At 51.8% G+C, this 18,838-nt stretch carries 15 protein-coding genes, 2 rRNA genes and 1 pseudogene (1 of these 18 cut by a window edge); 11 read left to right on the plus strand and 7 right to left on the minus strand.

From position 1 onward, the window contains the following. From EAW52_RS11095 to EAW52_RS11105, 3 genes are all read left to right on the plus strand, one after another. Nucleotides 1-1,831: ribosomal RNA gene (locus EAW52_RS11095) — 23S ribosomal RNA — on the plus strand (it extends 1,060 nt beyond the left edge of the window). Nucleotides 1,832-1,949: 118 nt separating this feature from the next. Then, nucleotides 1,950-2,065: ribosomal RNA gene (gene rrf / locus EAW52_RS11100) — 5S ribosomal RNA — on the plus strand. A gap of 249 nt (nt 2,066-2,314) precedes the next feature. Beyond that, on the plus strand, nt 2,315-2,563 hold the full coding sequence (locus EAW52_RS11105) for a hypothetical protein (RefSeq protein WP_019365524.1): 249 nt from the start codon (nt 2,315-2,317) through the stop codon (nt 2,561-2,563). 433 nt (nt 2,564-2,996) lie between these two features. Here EAW52_RS11105 and EAW52_RS11115 read toward each other — a convergent pair whose 3' ends face one another. Next, nucleotides 2,997-4,466, minus strand: a complete 1,470-nt coding sequence (locus EAW52_RS11115) for an inorganic phosphate transporter (RefSeq protein ID WP_122042441.1) — start codon at nt 4,464-4,466, stop codon at nt 2,997-2,999. 84 nt (nt 4,467-4,550) lie between these two features. Further along, nucleotides 4,551-4,907, minus strand: coding sequence for a 6-carboxytetrahydropterin synthase QueD (gene queD / locus EAW52_RS11120; RefSeq protein WP_010798473.1), 357 nt, complete (start codon nt 4,905-4,907; stop codon nt 4,551-4,553). 355 nt (nt 4,908-5,262) lie between these two features. Between queD and EAW52_RS11125 the strand changes: the two genes are divergently transcribed. After that, nucleotides 5,263-5,898 carry a hypothetical protein gene (locus EAW52_RS11125; protein WP_122042442.1) on the plus strand — a complete coding sequence of 212 codons (636 nt, stop codon included), beginning with the start codon at nt 5,263-5,265 and terminating at the stop codon, nt 5,896-5,898. Nucleotides 5,899-5,900: 2 nt separating this feature from the next. Here EAW52_RS11125 and EAW52_RS11130 read toward each other — a convergent pair whose 3' ends face one another. The 3 genes from EAW52_RS11130 to EAW52_RS11140 all read right to left on the minus strand — a co-directional run bounded on the left by EAW52_RS11130 (nt 5,901) and on the right by EAW52_RS11140 (nt 9,372). Next, nucleotides 5,901-7,736 (minus strand): ABC transporter ATP-binding protein, encoded by a 1,836-nt coding sequence (locus tag EAW52_RS11130; protein WP_122042443.1) that lies wholly within the window; start codon nt 7,734-7,736, stop codon nt 5,901-5,903. Between the two features lie 121 nt (nt 7,737-7,857). Further along, nucleotides 7,858-8,409 (minus strand): peptidylprolyl isomerase, encoded by a 552-nt coding sequence (locus tag EAW52_RS11135; protein WP_122042444.1) that lies wholly within the window; start codon nt 8,407-8,409, stop codon nt 7,858-7,860. Between the two features lie 63 nt (nt 8,410-8,472). Then, nucleotides 8,473-9,372, minus strand: a complete 900-nt coding sequence (locus EAW52_RS11140) for a LysR family transcriptional regulator (protein WP_010798469.1) — start codon at nt 9,370-9,372, stop codon at nt 8,473-8,475. Nucleotides 9,373-9,526: 154 nt separating this feature from the next. Between EAW52_RS11140 and EAW52_RS11145 the strand changes: the two genes are divergently transcribed. The 3 genes from EAW52_RS11145 (at nt 9,527) to rarD (ending at nt 12,054) form a co-directional block, all read left to right on the plus strand. Then, nucleotides 9,527-10,135, plus strand: a complete 609-nt coding sequence (locus tag EAW52_RS11145) for an FMN-dependent NADH-azoreductase (RefSeq protein ID WP_122042445.1) — start codon at nt 9,527-9,529, stop codon at nt 10,133-10,135. A 159-nt stretch (nt 10,136-10,294) separates the two neighbouring features. After that, a complete protein-coding gene (locus tag EAW52_RS11150) occupies nt 10,295-11,152 on the plus strand; it encodes a carboxylate/amino acid/amine transporter (protein ID WP_122042446.1) in 858 nt (285 codons plus the stop codon). Next, complete coding sequence (gene rarD, locus EAW52_RS11155) at nt 11,149-12,054, plus strand: EamA family transporter RarD (RefSeq protein ID WP_122042447.1); 906 nt, start codon at nt 11,149-11,151, stop codon at nt 12,052-12,054. The genes EAW52_RS11150 and rarD overlap by 4 nt, the downstream gene beginning before the upstream one ends. A gap of 5 nt (nt 12,055-12,059) precedes the next feature. On the opposite strand, the pseudogene EAW52_RS26390 reads toward rarD, so the two are convergent. Both EAW52_RS26390 and EAW52_RS26815 read right to left on the minus strand, forming a co-directional pair. Further along, a pseudogene (locus EAW52_RS26390) lies at nt 12,060-12,296 on the minus strand (hypothetical protein); the annotation flags it as partial. A gap of 217 nt (nt 12,297-12,513) precedes the next feature. Next, nucleotides 12,514-12,777, minus strand: coding sequence for an ureidoglycolate lyase (locus EAW52_RS26815; protein ID WP_122042448.1), 264 nt, complete (start codon nt 12,775-12,777; stop codon nt 12,514-12,516). 390 nt (nt 12,778-13,167) lie between these two features. On the opposite strand from EAW52_RS26815, the gene fdnG reads away from it, so the two are divergent. From fdnG to fdhE, 4 genes are read left to right on the plus strand one after another with little or no spacing between them, the layout of a single operon-like run. Beyond that, entirely contained in the window at nt 13,168-16,236 is a 3,069-nt protein-coding gene (gene fdnG / locus EAW52_RS11175) for a formate dehydrogenase-N subunit alpha (RefSeq protein WP_162997763.1), read from the plus strand. 13 nt (nt 16,237-16,249) lie between these two features. Beyond that, nucleotides 16,250-17,170, plus strand: a complete 921-nt coding sequence (gene fdxH / locus EAW52_RS11180; RefSeq protein ID WP_122042451.1) for a formate dehydrogenase subunit beta — start codon at nt 16,250-16,252, stop codon at nt 17,168-17,170. Then, complete coding sequence (locus EAW52_RS11185; RefSeq protein ID WP_122042452.1) at nt 17,167-17,877, plus strand: formate dehydrogenase subunit gamma; 711 nt, start codon at nt 17,167-17,169, stop codon at nt 17,875-17,877. The genes fdxH and EAW52_RS11185 overlap by 4 nt, the downstream gene beginning before the upstream one ends. A 44-nt stretch (nt 17,878-17,921) precedes the next feature. Beyond that, on the plus strand, nt 17,922-18,812 hold the full coding sequence (fdhE, locus tag EAW52_RS11190) for a formate dehydrogenase accessory protein FdhE (RefSeq protein ID WP_122044779.1): 891 nt from the start codon (nt 17,922-17,924) through the stop codon (nt 18,810-18,812). The last annotated feature ends 26 nt before the right edge of the window (nt 18,813-18,838 follow it).

An 18,838-nucleotide genomic window follows, 5' to 3' on the forward strand; every position in this document is an offset into this window, starting at 1 on the left:
AGCAGCCACCCTTTAAAGAAAGCGTAATAGCTCACTAGTCGAGTCGGCCTGCGCGGAAGATGTAACGGGGCTCAAACTACACACCGAAGCTACGGGTTCATCGCAAGATGAGCGGTAGAGGAGCGTTCTGTAAGCCTGTGAAGGTGAGTTGAGAAGCTTGCTGGAGGTATCAGAAGTGCGAATGCTGACATGAGTAACGACAATGCGAGTGAAAAACTCGCACGCCGAAAGACCAAGGGTTCCTGCGCAACGTTAATCGACGCAGGGTGAGTCGACCCCTAAGGCGAGGCTGAAAGGCGTAGTCGATGGGAAACAGGTTAATATTCCTGTACTTCTAATTACTGCGATGGGGGGACGGAGAAGGCTAGGCCAGCTTGGCGTTGGTTGTCCAAGTTTAAGGCGGTAGGCTGACTGTTTAGGTAAATCCGGACAGTTAAGGCCGAGAGCTGATGACGACTCTTCTTATGAAGAGGAAGTGGTTGATGCCATGCTTCCAGGAAAAGCCTCTAAGCTTCAGGTAATTAGAAATCGTACCCCAAACCGACACAGGTGGTCGGGTAGAGAATACCAAGGCGCTTGAGAGAACTCGGGTGAAGGAACTAGGCAAAATGGCACCGTAACTTCGGGAGAAGGTGCGCCGGTGAGGGTGAAGGACTTGCTCCGTAAGCCCATGCCGGTCGAAGATACCAGGCCGCTGCGACTGTTTATTAAAAACACAGCACTCTGCAAACACGAAAGTGGACGTATAGGGTGTGACGCCTGCCCGGTGCCGGAAGGTTAATTGATGGGGTTAGCGCAAGCGAAGCTCTTGATCGAAGCCCCGGTAAACGGCGGCCGTAACTATAACGGTCCTAAGGTAGCGAAATTCCTTGTCGGGTAAGTTCCGACCTGCACGAATGGCGTAACGATGGCGGCGCTGTCTCCACCCGAGACTCAGTGAAATTGAAATCGCTGTGAAGATGCAGTGTATCCGCGGCTAGACGGAAAGACCCCGTGAACCTTTACTGTAGCTTTGCACTGGACTTTGAGCCTGCTTGTGTAGGATAGGTGGGAGGCTTTGAAGCGAGGACGCCAGTTCTCGTGGAGCCATCCTTGAAATACCACCCTGGCATGCTTGAGGTTCTAACTCTGGTCCGTTATCCGGATCGAGGACAGTGTATGGTGGGCAGTTTGACTGGGGCGGTCTCCTCCTAAAGAGTAACGGAGGAGTACGAAGGTGCGCTCAGACCGGTCGGAAATCGGTCGCAGAGTATAAAGGCAAAAGCGCGCTTGACTGCGAGACAGACACGTCGAGCAGGTACGAAAGTAGGTCTTAGTGATCCGGTGGTTCTGTATGGAAGGGCCATCGCTCAACGGATAAAAGGTACTCCGGGGATAACAGGCTGATACCGCCCAAGAGTTCATATCGACGGCGGTGTTTGGCACCTCGATGTCGGCTCATCACATCCTGGGGCTGAAGCCGGTCCCAAGGGTATGGCTGTTCGCCATTTAAAGTGGTACGCGAGCTGGGTTTAGAACGTCGTGAGACAGTTCGGTCCCTATCTGCCGTGGACGTTTGAGATTTGAGAGGGGCTGCTCCTAGTACGAGAGGACCGGAGTGGACGAACCTCTGGTGTTCCGGTTGTCACGCCAGTGGCATTGCCGGGTAGCTATGTTCGGAAAAGATAACCGCTGAAAGCATCTAAGCGGGAAACTTGCCTCAAGATGAGATCTCACTGGAGCCTTGAGCTTCCTAAAGGGCCGTTGAAGACTACAACGTTGATAGGTCGGGTGTGTAAGCGCTGTGAGGCGTTGAGCTAACCGATACTAATTGCCCGTGAGGCTTGACCATATAACACCCAAACAATCTGTTGTTTGGTAAAGACCAGCCGAAAGCTTGGTTGAACCGCAAATACCGATCACATACCCATTCGGGGAAACGACTAGACACCGGTTCCCCACCCGAATTGCTTGACGACCATAGAGCGTTGGAACCACCTGATCCCTTTCCGAACTCAGAAGTGAAACGATGCATCGCCGATGGTAGTGTGGGGTTTCCCCATGTGAGAGTAGGTCATCGTCAAGCACCTATACCCAAAACCCCCAGGCCTAACCGCCCGGGGGTTTTGCTTTTGCGGCAGGAAATAAAAGACGATGGGCTTTCCTTTCTTGCATGGCCTGCAAGAACTGCTTATTTGCTGCCGCCTGTCTCTCCGCCTGCTTACTGAGGTTAGGCCTCTTCTTTTAAGCAAAAAAGCTCTTTCCCGATAAACAGTCACGAACTCCCTCTCGCTTGCTCACTCAACTAGATACAAGCATTGAGTGAGGTGGATTTATGTTTGCTGCTATTGGTTCTGGTTTTGTTATTGGAGAAGTTCCTGGCTTTGCCTTTCAAGTTAAAGGTGATGCTAAGGAGACAATTGCTGAGCAATTAGCCGCTTGGCTAAATGGCCTTATCACTTCTCACGTAAAACTTTTTGAAAAGCCAGCCTCTCAGGATTCGTTATTGACTTTGAAAAAGATGATTGAACGAGAGTTCGAAAGCAGTACGGAAGTAGTGCCCTTGTTGGTCAGCTCGATATAGCGAAGAGATGAATAAAAACCGACCTTAATAGGTCGGTTTTTATTAGCCGCTCAGGCGTGGAAGGAACGAGCCTTATGAGATAGGTTTAAAAGATGCTGCGGAGGTTTTGAGCCAGTAGGCTTTACTGTAACCGGCTTGTCTGTTTCAGGGTGCGAATGTCTATGATGCCGTGGAGATCGGCTTATTCTAAGCATTGCCCATAACATCGTACCGGCTAATGCGAGCCATCCGATAATCAATAATACTATATAGGCTGCTGGGCTCATGGCGTCACCATACTGCTCAAGCGTATTGATATCCCTTAAAGGGGCTATACCTATACAGACTCGCTAAAGCAAGAGATGTTTAGAACTTCTACAGGAATTCGACGAGTAGTTGCCTGAGGCGAGTAGCTAACTAGCAATCATAGCTAGTTAGCTACCAAGCTAAGATCTTACCCAATAAACTGGTTGGACAACCAGAAAAGGGCAGCTGAAAGCAGCATCGAGGCGGGTAGAGTTAATACCCAAGCTAATAGGATATTACGTACCGTACTGCCTTGCAGACCGCTGCGGTTGGCGATCATTGTGCCTGCTACACCAGAAGATAGAACGTGTGTAGTGGATACGGGCAGACTATAAATGTTCGCGGCGCCGATGGCGATTACGGCAGTAAACTGCGCGCTAACACCTTGTGCATACGTCATTCCTTGCCGGCCTATCTTTTCACCTACTGTCAGTACCACTCGCTTCCAACCGACCATGGTTCCGATCCCTAGAGCCAATGCTACTGCGATGATCACCCAGTACGGAGCATATTCTGTTGTGCTGGTAAGGTCTTTACGCAGCCTGTTCAGATCTTCAACATCGCGGCCTTCCAGAACGGGAAGCTTGCTAATTTTCTTTGCGGAATCGTCCAAGCAAAGCAAATAGCGGCGTACCTGGGTCCGCTGATCCACGGTCATGGCGCGATAGTCGGTCACACCATTCAGATTGCTTAACAACGCATTAAGTGTAGGGATTGTAAGCCTGGTTTCACAGCTGAACTCTTCAGGAAGATCCCGATTGCCAGTTGTGTAATCCAAGTACTCCTTCAGAACACTTGATTGACGCTCGTAGAACTGACCCAAGTGAATAGCCGCATCACGGGTGCGTTCAATCTGATAGGTGGTGCTAGTCAGATCCAAGACGAACTTACCTGGCACGATGCCTATGAGTACCAGCATGATGAGGCCAATCCCTTTTTGGCCGTCATTGGAGCCGTGCACGAAGCTCATACCCATGGCCGAGATGACTAGCATCAAACGGTTCCAGAAAGGTGGATGCTTTTTTGAGTCTATTTCGCGGCGTTGCTCAGGTGTCTTATGCATCTTGGAACGGGGGCGCCAGCGCTTTAGACCTATAAGAATAGCGCCTGCCAGTACAAAACCCGCTATTGGAGAGGCAATAAGCGAAAGGCCGATATCAATTACCTTCTGCCAGTTAACGCCCTCGCTTAAGGGGATACCTGTGATAAGAGAGTTAGTAAGACCAACACCCAAAATTGAGCCAATCAGAGTGTGAGAGCTAGAAGCTGGTATACCGAAATACCAAGTGCCTAGGTTCCAGGTAATGGCAGCAGCCAAAAGCGAAAAGACCATCGCGAGGCCATGACCTGTGTTCACATTAATGAGTAGATCGACTGGCAAGAGGTGAACAATGGCATAGGCAACACCAACACCACCAAACAGAACGCCCAGGAAATTGAATATACCTGAGAACATAACCGCTAAATGAGGCGGCATCGCCTTGGTGTAAATGACGGTTGCGACAGCATTTGCGGTGTCATGAAAACCGTTAATGAATTCAAATGTCAGCACGAAAGCCAAGGCAAGAACCAGACTAATGCCTACCCAGACATCTAGCCCGCTGAAGAGATCGAACATATCGTTTCATCGACAGTTGAAAGGCAGCAATTATGTCAGAAAGCAGCCAGACAACTGACCCTTTGTGTAATAAATGGGTAATATTCAGTCGCCGCGGTATTCGCAGCCGCTTGTGCAGGTCTCGTGAACACGGACCCGAGAGAGTTCGGGTAACTGTGGTTTCAGTTCACGCCAAATCCAGATTGCCAGATTTTCACTGGTCGGGTTCTCTAAACCCTGAATATCGTTCAGATAGTAGTGATCGAGTCTCTCATAGATAGGCTTGAAGATCGCTTTGATATCAGCAAAATCCCGTAGCCATCCTGTGTGGGGATCAACCGGCCCTTCAAGATAGATGGCTACTTTGAAGGAGTGCCCATGTAGGCGCCCACACTTATGTCCTTCTGGAACATTAGGCAGGAAATGGGCTGCTTCGAAGGTGAATTCTTTAAAAATTTCCACGTGATCAGCTCGAACTACCGCGACATGCGGTTCTGATGGGCGCGGAGTTTAACAGTTTCGTCATAATTTTTTCGACTTCTCATGTTTTATATCCCACTTCGCCGACTGACTGCGCCTATCGGTAAGGTGTACCTGAAGATCACATGATTCATGTTAGACGAATACGAGGGGGCTGTAGAGGCGTAAACAGAGGGAGAAGCAACGTGTGAAGCTGCTGTTGGTTAACGCAAAAGCGGTTTCTAATCAGGCATTTTTTATGATTAACAATTGCGGGCATTCATTGCTCGCTGAAAGTCGTTGCGCTGTGATAGCAAGCAAGGCAGGCTCGCGGCTTTAATCATGTATGAGGGGTCCCGTGGCAAAGAACGTATCAAAGGAATCGCCAACCAAGCTCACTTTTTGGGTGCTTATTGGAATTGCTGCAGTGCTGGTAATGCTCGCTGTACTTGGTAATCAGCTCGGATGGGAGCTGATTCATATTGGTTATGACTCAGTGTCGCTACCCAATGGACTGGAGGCGGGTACACGTGGGTATGTTATCAATGGCCTGACATCGTTATTGTTCGCGTTGGCACTTACAACTGCAGTCACTGCTGCCTTCATAAAGGCGGGAGGACGTTATCGCGCACGGCTGCCTGTACCCGTTACAGCGCTGATCATGTGGCTGCTTTTTAACGTATTGCTGGTGATTTTCTACCCATCCGCGCTTGAAGTGCAGGTGAGACATTATAACGGCCCTGCCTTTATTGACTTCTTTTCCTTAAAAGACCGGAAGGGAAGTTTTCAAGGCAACGCTGACAAAAGCCAGATGCTTACGTACTACCAGGACTGTGCCGCCCGTAGCGAGCAATGTCCTGTCTATGAGTGCGTGACTGAAAAGCAATGGTGGTTTGGTGGTTTTCAGAAGATTCAAGGTTTCTATCCTGGCTTGGATATTGAAAATCAAAAAAAGCTGCTTGACCAATATTGCCAAACAGCTCTTTTGAAATAGCCTCAGCTTTCTCCTACGAATCCGCCCGTCTGGTGATGCCATAGACGGGCGTATACCCCCCCTCGAGCAATCAATTCTTCATGGGAGCCGGTTTCAACGATCTGGCCTTTATCCATCACAACAAGTCGGTCCATACGTGCGATGGTAGAGAGACGGTGAGCGATGGCTATCACAGTCTTGCCTTTCATAAGCGTTTCGAGACTTTCCTGAATGGCAGCCTCGACCTCTGAGTCCAGTGCTGATGTTGCTTCATCCAGCAGAAGAATAGGCGCGTCCTTGAGTAGGGTGCGTGCAATCGCAATACGCTGGCGTTGCCCGCCGGACAACTTGACCCCGCGCTCGCCTACTTGCGCATCGAGCCCGGTTCGTCCTTGCGCATCAGTCAGTAATGGAATGAATTCATCTGCTCTAGCCTTATGTACGGCTGCTTGAATTTCTTCGTCTGTTGCATTGGGTCTGCCATACGTCAGGTTCTCGCGAATCGAGCGATGCAGTAGTGATGTGTCTTGAGTTACAACACCTATGTTGCTGCGAAGGCTTTCCTGAGTGACGTGAGCAATATCCTGGGCATCAATCAAGATTTGCCCTTTTTCCAAGTCATACAGGCGAAGCAGGACGTTAACCAGCGTAGATTTACCTGCGCCAGAGGGTCCGACAAGGCCTATTTTCTCTCCGGGCTTTACGTCCAGGTTAAGGTTTTCGATAACGCCACGGGTTTTGCCATAGTGAAAGGCAATCTCTTGAAAGCGGATTCCGCCTCGCTCAATCTCAAGTGGTTTAGCATTGCTTTGATCAATGACGGTGCGGGGGCGGGAAATAGTTTCCAAGCCATCCTGAACCATACCAATATTTTCGAAGATGCCATTGACTACCCACATGATCCAGCCGGACATGTTGTTGATACGGATGACAAGTCCTGTAGAAAGAGCGATCGCTCCGATTGAGATAAGACCTTTATGCCAAAGCAACAGGGCAAGTCCCGTCGTTCCGGCGATCAGGAAGCCGTTCAACAGGGAAATAGTGACACCCATAGCGGTAATCAGACGTGACGCATAGCGAGCTTTTTCTGTTTGTTCTGCCATGGCTTCATGAGCGTAGTCTTCCTCTTGCCGAGTATGAGCAAAGAGTTTGAGCGTCATGATGTTTGTGTAGCCATCAACAATCCGTCCGGACAGTTTTGAGCGTGCTTCGGACGAGATGACGGATCGCTCCTTGGTCTTGGGTACGAAGTACCAGAGGGTAAGGATGTACGCAATGATCCAAATAATCAGGGGAGCCATAAGCCAGACGTCAGCCTGGGCAAAAAGAACCAGAGCGCTGCCGGCGTAGATAAGCACATGCCAGATGGCATCCACTGCCTGGACAGCGGAGTCCCGTAACGAGGCTCCGGTTTGCATAATACGGTTGGCAATACGACCGGCAAAATCGTTATGGAAGAAGCTGAGGCTCTGCTTCAAGACATAGCGATGATTTTGCCAACGAATCAGTGTAGTCAGGCTAGGAGTAATGGTTTGATGGACCAGCAGGTCATGCAGGCTGATAAAAAGTGGACGCAACAAGAGTGTAACGACTGCCATCCAGACTAGTTCGTGGCCATGCTCCTGAAAAAAAGCCGTGCTGTTAGCAGAACTTTGTGCCAAGTCGACGATTCGACCCAGGAAGCTGAAGAGTGCGACCTCAATAAGGGAACCTACCAGGCCTACTACCAATAGAAAGAGAAAAGCAGGCCAGGCCTGTTTAAGGTAGTGGATGTAGAACCGCATCACGTTGCTGGGAGGTGTTTCGTCGGAGGCAGGCTTGAAGGGATCAATAATAGTTTCAAACAGGCGAAAAACCATATGCGCTCTCGTTGCCGTTCAGTGTATGCGGCAGGAAGCCGCGCTGTCTTAAGCCTGATCCTTAGAGGCGTGTGACTGCCTGTCAGCAGAATAAGCAGTCACACTTTAATCGGAAGCAGGCTTATGATCTTTTGGCCGCGAGGATCAAAATCGGTTCGCGTGGAACGTTCTGGAACATGCCTTTGTTAACAGTCGAGACACCGGCGATCTTATCTATTACGTCCATGCCGCGAGTAACTTTTGCGAAGACGGCATAACCAAAATCCCGCTGGCCATGATCAAGAAAGGCATTGTCTGAGACGTTGATAAAAAACTGGCTGGTTGCCGAATTGACCGCTGAGGTGCGTGCCATGGATACGGTACCGCGTGTGTTTTTAAGTCCATTGTCCGCTTCATTGCGAATAGGGGCTTGTGTGTCTTTTTGCTGCATGTCCTGGGTAAATCCGCCGCCCTGGATCATGAAGCCTGGAATGACGCGATGGAAGATGGTGCCTTTGTAAAAACCTGAATCTACGTAAGAAAGGAAATTCTGTACGCTGACAGGCGCTTTTTGTGCATCCAGTTCGAGTTCAATTTCGCCCTGGTTGGTGGTCAGCACGACATGAGGATTTTCGGCAGCCCAGGCAGAAGAAGCCAGTACAAGCGTGGCGGCAGTAAAGAAAGCTTTGAGCATAAGCGCTCCTTTTGGGTTTAGGGTTGGTTATGTATGAGCGTAGCGCGGTTTGCATGGCACTTATCAAGACTGGCCATGCCCTGTCCCTTGTTTCTTGATCAATTCAACCAGTATCTGAGAGGCAGGACCGAGCGGGCGCTCTCGACTCTGATACATATAAAAAGGATGGAAGCGGTTACCTCCTTGGCTCAGCGAAAGAGGTTTTAGCGTACCTTCATTGATTTCACGCTCGATAGAATGACGAGGTAGCCAGGCGAACCCCAGCCCATTGCGGACAAAGGTGGCGGCTGTAGCAAGGCTCCCGACGGTCCAGCGCTGTTCCGCGCCCAGCCAGCCAGCGTCTCGTGGTTGGGTGCGACCGGAATCTCGTATGACAATCTGCATCTGAGCCTCAAGGTCCTGAAACGTCAGCTCACGCTGCAGTCGATGCAGATGATGATCTGGATGGGCGACTGCGACGAATTCGACTGTACCCAAGCCTGCGCCTAGGTGAGCCGCAATATTCAGACCGCTGATAGCAAGATCGGCCATGCCTTCAAGTAAGGCTTCCTCTACACCAGACAGTACCTCTTCCCTCAGGCGAACCCGGCATCCACGGCTTTGTGGCATGAATTCGGTCAGTGCGCTGACCAAACGGGAAGTAGGGTAGGCCGCATCGACTACCAGGCGTACCTCTGCTTCCCAGCCTTGCTCCATATGGTGGGCAAGTTCTTCCAGCTGGCTAGCCTGTTTAACCAGTTGGCGTGAGCGCCTTAGCAAGACGTCTCCGGCTTCTGTCAGTACTGCCTTGCGTCCCTCGATGCGTAACAGCGGAACGCCTAGCTGCTCCTGCATGCGCGCGACGGTATAACTGATGGATGACTGAGAGCGATGTAGTACCTCGGCAGCTTGTGCAAAACCGCCGTGGTCAACCACTGACTGTAAGGTACGCCATTGGTCTAGCGTAACTCGAGGAGCCTTCATACCTATTCCTTAGCGAATCGGGCAGCGTAAACGCCGTGATAAGATACTTTTATATCAATAAAGTTGATTGGTATTAGCTATAAATTCCGTTTTTATATCAACTTAATTGTTATTAAGCTGTGCTCATTCTCCCATTACAAAGGACGCCAGCATAATGTCTCAGGTTCTCGTGATTGAAAGCAGTGCTCGTAAAGAAGGTTCGATTTCTCGTCAGATTACCGCTGAGTTCATCGAAGCGTGGCAGCATAAACATCCAGAAGACAAAATCTCGGTACGGGATGTTGCCGTTGATGTTATTCCTCACCTGGATGAAAACCTTCTGGCAGGTTGGATGAGCCCAGCCGAGACACATTCCGAGGCACAAAAAGCAGCTCTTGCACGTTCGAACGAGCTGACCCAAGAGCTGTTGGCAGCCGATGTTCTCGTACTGGCCGCACCCATGTATAACTTTGCTATCCCTAGTACCCTGAAGGCCTGGCTGGATCATGTACTACGTGCAGGTGTGACGTTCAAGTACACTGAGCAGGGGCCCCAAGGGCTTCTTGAAGGCAAGCGCGCATATATTCTGACGGCGCGTGGTGGTGTTTACACCGGAAGCCCTGCAAATACCTTTGATCATCAGGAGCCTTACCTGCGGCAGGTGCTGGGCTTCATTGGCATTACTGACGTGACGTTTATCCATGTGGAGGGCGTTGCGATGGGGCCAGAAGCAATGGCGAAGGGGCTGGAACTGGCGAAGGCTCAATTGGCCGAAGCATTCTAAGCTCAGGCGTTTACCTTTGGATTGAGCCTCCTTCGGGAGGCTTTTTTCGTCTGGGCATTAGTTATTCCTGGTGTCTCGTGGATTCGGTATCAAGAGGTGAAGACTTTTCTGATGCTAGAAAGCGCGTTACTGTCGCGCACCTTTTGCTGAGTGGTCGTTATGCCGTATCTGTTGTCTGTCACTGTACTTTGGGCGTTTTCCTTCAGCTTGATAGGGGAATACCTGGCCGGTAAGGTCGACAGTGATTTTGCTGTATTGATCAGAGTATTGCTGGCCGCTGCTGTGTTTCTGCCGTTTACTCGGTGGCGAGGTGTTGCGCCGCGCTTCATTGCAGGTTTGATGGTGGCGGGTGCCTTTCAATTCGGCATTACATACCTGTGCCTATACCGAAGCTTTGCAGTTCTGACGGTACCGGAAGTACTCCTTTTTACCGTACTGACGCCTATTTATGTGACGCTTTTGGATGATGTAGTGTGTCGCCGCTTCAATCCGTGGTCATCGGTCGCCGCTGTGGTGGCGGTTCTAGGGGCCGTCGTGATTCGCTTGGAGCGGCTCGAAGGTGAGTATCTGTCAGGATTTCTGTTGTTGCAGCTGGCCAATCTGACCTTCGCGGCAGGACAGGTATTGTGTAAGTACCTGGTACAGCGTCATCCCTCGGATATCCCGCTGTATCACCGTTTTGGATACTTTTTCCTAGGCGCCTTACTGATTGCGCTGCCGTCATTTCTATTGTTTGGCAACCTGGAGCGTATGCCCCAAACAGCCGTACAGTGGGGCGTACTGATCTGGATGGGACTGTTTGCCACGGCGCTGGGCATGTACTGGTGGACGATCGGCTCAACCCGGGTCAATGGCGGAACACTGGCAATTTTGAACGAACTGCATGTACCTGCCGGTCTAATCGTGAATATCCTTATCTGGAATCGAGATGTGGATCTTGTTCGGTTGCTATTAGGTGGTGGGGTTATCGTGGCCTCTTTGATGATCAATCGTTTGGGACGCAGGGCATTCGCATGATTCTATCTGGCCGGGGTATGGCGTTGTCGGTGCTTTCTTCCGTACTGTTCGCTGTGATGCCGGTGTACTTCAATTATCTGGAACCACTGGACGGTGTTCAGGTGCTGACGCAACGCATTCTATGGTCGATTCCCATGGTGTTGCTGCTTCTGGTACTGACACGACAGGGCGCTATGCTGCGACAGGCGCTTGCTCGATTGCTTCGTGAGCCTCGGCTGATTTTGGCTCTAATAGGCAGCACCTTACTGGTTGGATCGCAATGGGGGGTATTTGTCTGGGCAACGATGACAGGGCATACTCTGGATATAACACTGGGCTATTTCCTGTTGCCTCTGGTGATGGTCATAGTCGGCCGCATGTTTTACGGCGAAGAGATGAGACCGTTATATCGGGTCGCTGTAGTCTTCGCCTTGATCGGCGTCATTCATGAGTGGTGGGCTACCGGGGCGTTTTCATGGGTTACGCTGGTATCGGCTCTGGGGTACCCACCTTATTTCATGTTGCGGCGTTGGATGAAAATCGATGCGCTGTCCGGCTTTATATTAGAAATGCTGTGCATGGCGCCTTTGGCTATCGTGCTGCTCTATTTTTTCAGTCCTGCCTCGGCTCTGCAGGTGGCGCCGAGCTTGTGGATCCTTCTACCGGGGCTTGGCTTGTTGAGCGCGGTGGCCTTCGGCGCCATGATGGCTGCAAGCCGACTGTTGCCAATGGGGCTGTTTGGTATCCTAAGCTACATCGAGCCGGCCCTGCTTGTGTTTGTCGCGATCCTGCTGCTGGACGAAGCATTTGTCTCTTCCCAGCTCTGGACATACGGACCGATCTGGATTGCCGTACTGCTTGTTTGCTTGGACAGTGCCCGTTTGCTTAAGAAGCAGTTGCGTCGAGGGCTAGAAAATGTCTGATAGCTTCAGCGGCCGCCATTAAGCGTTGAAATCCAGCGTCCTATGAGGTCTCGCTCGGACTGAGTCATCTGCGTGACATTGCCTAAGGGCATAGCATTGGAATCTATGGCTTGCTGCTTGATTCGCGGGGCCATTTGCCGGATCTGATCAGGCGTATCCAATAGAACCGCAACCGGTGCCTCACTAAACAAGGGGCTGGTGGGTTGACTGGAATGACAGACCGTACAGCGTTCGTGAATGATGCCTTCGACCTGAGCGAAATCATCTATAGCGGTAGGTGGCATCTGTTGCGATTGTACCGTGGCGTAAAGGCTGCCTGGATTTTTGATAGGTGGGGGCGTGTTAGTGGATTGTATCAATCGAGACATCTGCTCATTGTCAAACCACAAGAAGAGGCCCAGCGCTACCAGGGTTAGCCCTGAGCCAAACAGCATCCATCTGAGTTTTTGCATGTCGCGATCACTGGCTAAAGCTATCAGTATAACCAAGCGGTATGTGGATCTGATGACGGCCAGTCGCGGGTTGTCGATTGGCTGTGCCGCTTTGGTCAACAATTGGAAAGTCTTCGATATTCAAAAGTGCCCGTATAGGGTAATGCAAGACTCCTTGGTGATAACTGATGCCTTGCTCTTCGTTGGTAAGGAAGGTCCTGATAAGGTCAGGACCAGGCGTATCACCAGCGGACGTGACTACGATCAGAAAAGGCTTGTCTGAGCGGGACAAACGGCTGGCTTCCTAGTTTGCTCTGGCTCATCACGCATTGCCTGATTCAATGCCATTTCAAGAGGCTGGTCATGGGGCGATTAAACCCATGTGCTGCACACTGCGCACGGCTCTCCAAGTGCCGATATCGCTCCGGCGTTGTACTGTGTGGATACCGATCTGGCGCATTGTTGGCATAGGTAAACAGCAATGGAGCGCACCATGTACCGGGCAGCAGGCAGTCCTTTTAGCAGCGCAACGTGTACAGTGAAGACTCAAGGCGTGCCTATTTATATATTTACCCTTTGTAACCTTTCGTAAGGTAGTGGAACTTTTTAGGGAACAATTGCGAATATCTTGGGGCCGAAGGGTTGATCCGTGAAAGTTGTGCCTGGAGTAACCCCCATGTCGATCCGTGTATCGCGAAGAAACTTCTTAAAATTAAGCGCGACCGGGGTGGCAACGTCGAGCATGGCAATGCTGGGCTTTGCGCCCGAGCCTGCTATGGCGTCCATCCGTTATTTTAAACTTACTGCAGCCAAAGTTACCCGTAATACCTGCACCTACTGTTCGGTAGGATGCGGCATGCTGATTTATAGCCGAGGCGATAACAGCATCAATACTGTTGAAGACATTTACCACATTGAGGGCGATCCGGATCATCCGGTAAGCCGTGGTTCTCTGTGTCCTCGTGGTGCTGGCGCGCTTGACTTCGTCAAAAGCGAGTCCCGTCTTTCCCACCCCTCCGTTCGCGAGCCGGGCTCTAATGAATGGAAGCGTATCAGCTGGAACGAAGCGCTGGACCGCATTGCTCGTCATTTGAAGGATGACCGCGACAAGAACTTTGTGACCCGTGACCAGCATGGTCATCTGGTCAACCATTGGACTACGACAGGCTTTCTTGCAGCGTCTGCCACCTCGAATGAGACGGCTTACCTGACTCAGAAAGTTGCACGTAGCCTTGGTGTTGTTGTAATGGATAACCAAGCGCGCGTTTGACACGGACCGACGGTGGCAGGTCTTGCCCCAACATACGGTCGCGGTGCGATGACGAATTCTTGGACTGATATCCGCAATGCCAATCTGATCCTTTCCATGGGCGGTAACTCGGCTGAGGCGCATCCTGTAGGCTTTCGCTGGGTAATCGAGGCAAAGGAAAAGAACAACGCCAAACTCATTTCAATCGATCCGCGCTTCACCCGTACGGGCGCCGTGGCGGATTACCATGCCTCCATTCGGACAGGCACTGACATCGTGTGGTTGGGCGGTCTGATCAACTATCTGTTGACTACCGACCAGATCAACCATGAGTACGTAAAAGCCTATACCGATGTCGCAATCATCGTAAAAGAGGATTTCGACTTTCATGACGGCTTGTTCTCCGGCTATAAGCAGGACGATATCCGTGCTTATGACAAGTCGAGCTGGAGTTACGAGTTCGATGAAAACGGTATGGTGAAGGAAGACCCAACCCTACAGCATCCCCGCTGCGTTTATCAGCTGATGCGTAAGCACTACAGCCGCTACACCATCGAGAAGGTTGAAAGCGTTTGCGGTATGCCGCGTGATCAAGTCCAGAAAGTCTGGGACATGATTGCCGAGACGGCTGCCGAAAACAAAACCATGACCATTCTCTACGCGCTGGGCTGGACACAGCATTCTGTTGGCGCGCAGATGATTCGTGCCGGCAGTATGGTGCAACTGTTGTTGGGCAACATCGGCATGCTGGGTGGTGGGGTTAATGCCTTGCGTGGGCATTCCAACATTCAGGGCCTGACCGATTTGGGCCTGCTCTCAAACCAGCTTCCTGGCTATATCCGTCTGCCTTCCCATGAAGAGCAGGATTTTGACGGTTATATCGAGCGGCGTGCCAAGCAGCCGTTACGTCCAGGGCAGGTGTCTTATTGGAAATACTTCAAGCGCTTCCATGTCAGCCTTATGAAGTCATGGTATGGCGATGCAGCCACGGCAGAAAACAACTGGTGTTATGACTGGCTGCCAAAGCTCACAGAGCCGTTGTACGACGTTATGCATACCCTTGAGCGTATGCACAATGGCGAGATAACAGGCTACCTGGCGCAAGGCTTCAACTTCCTGGCTTCGTTCCCCAACAAGAACAAGAACGTTGAGGCACTTTCCAAACTCAAGTTCTTGGTAGTGATGGACCCACTGGATATCGAGACCACCGAATTCTGGAAGAATCACGGTGAGTACAACGATGTGGATTCCTCGAAGATCCAGACTGAAGTCTTCCGGCTGCCTACTACATGCTTTGCCGAGGAAAACGGTGCAATCGTCAACAGCTGCCGCTGGCTGCAGTGGCACTGGCGTGCAGCGCCACCACCTGGTGAAGCACGTCCGGATGTGGCCATCATGGCGGGTATTTTCCATCGCCTGCAGCAGATGTACCGTGACGAGGGCGGAGCGTTTCCTGATCCAATCCTTAACCTGACCTGGCCCTATAGCAATCCCGAGGAGCCTAATCCAGAAGATATTGCTCAGGAGTACAACGGTCGCGCATTGGCTGATCTGCCGAGTGCTGATGGCAAGACCATTACCCATAAGAAGGGCGACCTGCTGGATGACTTTGGTTATCTGACGGATGATGGTCGTACAGCCTGCGGCTGCTGGATCTATTCAGGGGCCTGGACACGAGCCGGAAACATGATGGATCGCCGCGACAACTCCGATCCTTATAATGTAGGCATTACGTTGGGCTGGGCTTGGGCATGGCCGCTTAACCGGCGCATCCTGTATAACCGTGCCAGCGCCCGTCCCGATGGAACCTCCTGGGCCCCTGAAAAGCGGTTGATCTGGTGGAATGGTGAGCGATGGGCAGGACCGGACATTCCGGACTTCCCGTGGACATCGCCGCCGGAGGCTGGTGCCAGTCCGTTCATTCTCAACCAGGAAGGCGTTGCGCATTTCTTTGGTGGCAGCATGATGGCGGAGGGGCCGTTCCCCGAGCATTACGAGCCTTTCGAGTCGCCGCTCGATTACAACCCGATGCATCCTGATAACCCTGCAGCCAAGAACAACCCTGCTGCCCGTATCTTCGTAAAAGATCGTGAGCAATTAGGCACCAGCAAGGACTTCCCTTACGCTGCGACAACTTACCGGATTACTGAGCATTTCCACTTCTGGACGACTCATGCACGACTCAATGCCATCGCACAGCCGGAGAAGTTTGTGGAGATTGGCGAAGATCTGGCAGGTGAACTCGGTATCAAGGCTGGTGATACGGTAAAGGTTACGTCAAAACGTGGCTTCATCCGTGCCATTGCGGTGGTTACCAAGCGTATCCATAAGCTTCAAGTGGAGGGACGCACGGTGCACCAGATCGGTATTCCTATTCACTGGGGCTTCAAAGGCGTTGCCAGGAAAGGTTTCCTGACCAATACCCTGACTCCAGTGGTGGGCGATGCCAACACGCAGACGCCTGAGTTCAAGTCGTTCCTAGTGAACGTCGAGAAGGTATGAGGACGCGATAATCATGAGAGGCGATCAAGTCAACTTTCAAAACATCGTCGCCCGGTCCGCGACCACCGAAGCCTCGCCGCACACACGTGACGGCGGGGTGGAGAAGGTCGCCAAGCTGATCGACGTTTCCCGGTGCATCGGGTGTAAGGCTTGTCAGGTAGCGTGTTCGGAGTGGAACGATCTGCGTGATGAGATCGGTCATTGCGATGGTAGCTACAATAATCCGGCAGACCTTAGCCCCACTACCTTCCAGGTCATGCGGTTCAATGAGTATGTGAACGAGCAGGGCAATCTGGAGTGGTTGATCCGTAAGGACAACTGCATGCACTGTGCAGAGCCTGGTTGCATGAAGGCCTGTCCGGCACCCGGGGCGATTGTGCAATATGCCAACGGTATCGTGGACTTCAACTCCGAGCACTGCATTGGCTGCGGTTATTGCGTTTCGGGATGTCCTTTCAACGTTCCGCGCATTTCCAAGAAGGATCAAAAGGCCTACAAGTGCACGCTATGTTCAGACCGTGTTTATCATGGTCTGGAGCCCGCCTGCGTGAAGACCTGCCCGACGGGTGCGATCATGTTTGGTACCAAGGAAGACATGACCGAGCATGCGCTGACGCGGGTAGGACAGCTCAACGATCGCGGCTATGCCAATGCAGGTCTGTACGATCCGCCTGGCGTGGGTGGTACGCACGTGATGTATGTTCTACAGCATGCCGACAAGCCGGAGCTCTACAGCAATTTGCCTCGCGACCCGCAGATCAGCCCTATGGTTGGCCTGTGGAAAGGGATTACCAAGCCCATCATGTCCGCCATGATTGGTCTGACAGCCCTGGCTGGATTTGCTCACTACGTCATGAAGGGGCCCAAGGAAGAGCCAGAAGATACGCCGGATGAGGAGATCCGTCATGAGGCCCTAGAGGAGGATCGCAAATGACCCCTTCGAGCAACGAAAAAGGCATTCTGCGGTACAGCACGTTCAGCCGTTTGAACCATTGGGTCATCGCGATTACATTCGTATGCCTGGTGCTCAGTGGGCTGGCGTTCTTTCATCCCTTCTTTTTTGACCTGACCGCCTTATTTGGCGGTCCGACAGTAACGCGCATGGTTCATCCCTTCATTGGGGTGATCATGGCGCTCTGTTTTGTGGTCATGGCTATACGCTTTTTCAAGGTCAACTTGTTCAAGCGTCATGACATTGAATGGATGAAGCACATTGGTGATGTACTCAGTAACCGGGACGAGCTGGCGCCACCCATTGGCATTAACAATCCTGGCCAGAAACTGGTGTACTGGTTGATGGTTATGAGTGTGCCGCTGCTGCTGATTTCAGGCATTGTCATCTGGCGCCCTTATTTCGCAGAGTACTTCCCTCGTGAATGGCTGCGACTCTCCAGTCTGGTACATGCCTATGTCGCCTTTATCGCGATTATTACTCTGATCATCCATGTTTACTCGGCGATCTGGGTAAAAGGCTCTTTCCGGGCGATGACTCAGGGGCGCGTAAGCCGAGCCTGGGCCAAGCATCATCACCGTCTCTGGTACGACGATATTGTCGAACAAGAGCGTAAGGAAAAGGAAAGAACCGGCTCGCGCTCGGGTGCGGTCAATGAGCATCATATGCCAACGAAGGGGACGCCGTGACAGCCACTGCCACTCACCAATATGGGACCTCGCCTACGGGGATCATGGATCCGGCACCCGTTGTACTGCCTAAAAAGCAGGTATTTGCCATGCGGGCACGACGGCTCAAGGATCTTTCTGAGAAAGTTGAGCCACTAAGCGGTTTCCTGGCATTCATGTCTCAGCTGGTCAAGGCGCAGGACATTGTTCTGAACGAGCATAACGCTAGCTGGCTGCCAGATTCGAGCGCTTTTGATCTGGCCCTCGAGCATGGCATGCCGCCGCTTGGAATCAATGCTTTGCGTCGTGACATTGACTGGCAGGCTGAGCTGAACGCATTGCTTGATACGCTTGAGCTCCACGTAGCCGATAAGCAGCGTGAGCTTTTGACTGCACTGCGTCAGCTGGACCATGAGACAAGGGAAGCACTGGCGGACGATATTCTGGATGGCCGTCCAGGCCCTGTAGAGCATCGTGCGTTGCTGCCTTTTATCTCTGCGGCATTGCAGATCGCCTGGGTTCGTCTCACCCAGTGTCTATCTTCGCCACCCAGAAGGCCGTCCGGTAATGCACGAACGATTTGTCCATGCTGCGGGTCGGCTCCTGTTGCCAGCATTATTCATGCTGATCGAGACCGTAGTGGCGTACGCTATCTGCACTGTGGTCTGTGTTCGACTGAGTGGCATCTGGAACGTAGCAAGTGCAGCGTGTGCGGAGAAGGCCGTACGGTGAAATACCTAAGTCTCGAGGATGAGCAGGGTAAGGCACCTGTAGCCGCTCAGGTGGAAACGTGTAGCGATTGCAACAGCTATCTCAAGATTGTGACAAAGGAGTTCAATCTGGGCGCTGAGCCAATGGCTGACGATTTAGCCAGTCTCATGCTGGATATGAAGCTTGCAGAAGAGGGCAAGTTTGATCGAAGTGGATTCAATCCGCTATTGATCGTGGGAAATTAAAACCTCCTCCTGTAAAAAGGCCGGCT

The sequence above is a fragment of the Pseudomonas sp. LTJR-52 genome (assembly GCF_003691465.1).
Taxonomy (GTDB): domain Bacteria; phylum Pseudomonadota; class Gammaproteobacteria; order Pseudomonadales; family Pseudomonadaceae; genus Chryseomonas; species Chryseomonas luteola.

Coding starts and splice junctions, on each gene's coding strand:
- EAW52_RS11105 (WP_019365524.1), top strand. CDS start 2,315: ATGTTTGCTGCTATTGGTTCTGGTTTTGTTATTGGAGAAGTTCCTGGC.
- EAW52_RS11115 (WP_122042441.1), bottom strand. CDS start 4,466: ATGTTCGATCTCTTCAGCGGGCTAGATGTCTGGGTAGGCATTAGTCTG.
- EAW52_RS11130 (WP_122042443.1), bottom strand. CDS start 7,736: ATGGTTTTTCGCCTGTTTGAAACTATTATTGATCCCTTCAAGCCTGCC.
- EAW52_RS11135 (WP_122042444.1), bottom strand. CDS start 8,409: ATGCTCAAAGCTTTCTTTACTGCCGCCACGCTTGTACTGGCTTCTTCT.
- EAW52_RS11140 (WP_010798469.1), bottom strand. CDS start 9,372: ATGAAGGCTCCTCGAGTTACGCTAGACCAATGGCGTACCTTACAGTCA.
- EAW52_RS11145 (WP_122042445.1), top strand. CDS start 9,527: ATGTCTCAGGTTCTCGTGATTGAAAGCAGTGCTCGTAAAGAAGGTTCG.
- EAW52_RS11150 (WP_122042446.1), top strand. CDS start 10,295: ATGCCGTATCTGTTGTCTGTCACTGTACTTTGGGCGTTTTCCTTCAGC.
- rarD (WP_122042447.1), top strand. CDS start 11,149: ATGATTCTATCTGGCCGGGGTATGGCGTTGTCGGTGCTTTCTTCCGTA.
- fdxH (WP_122042451.1), top strand. CDS start 16,250: ATGAGAGGCGATCAAGTCAACTTTCAAAACATCGTCGCCCGGTCCGCG.
- EAW52_RS11185 (WP_122042452.1), top strand. CDS start 17,167: ATGACCCCTTCGAGCAACGAAAAAGGCATTCTGCGGTACAGCACGTTC.
- fdhE (WP_122044779.1), top strand. CDS start 17,922: ATGGATCCGGCACCCGTTGTACTGCCTAAAAAGCAGGTATTTGCCATG.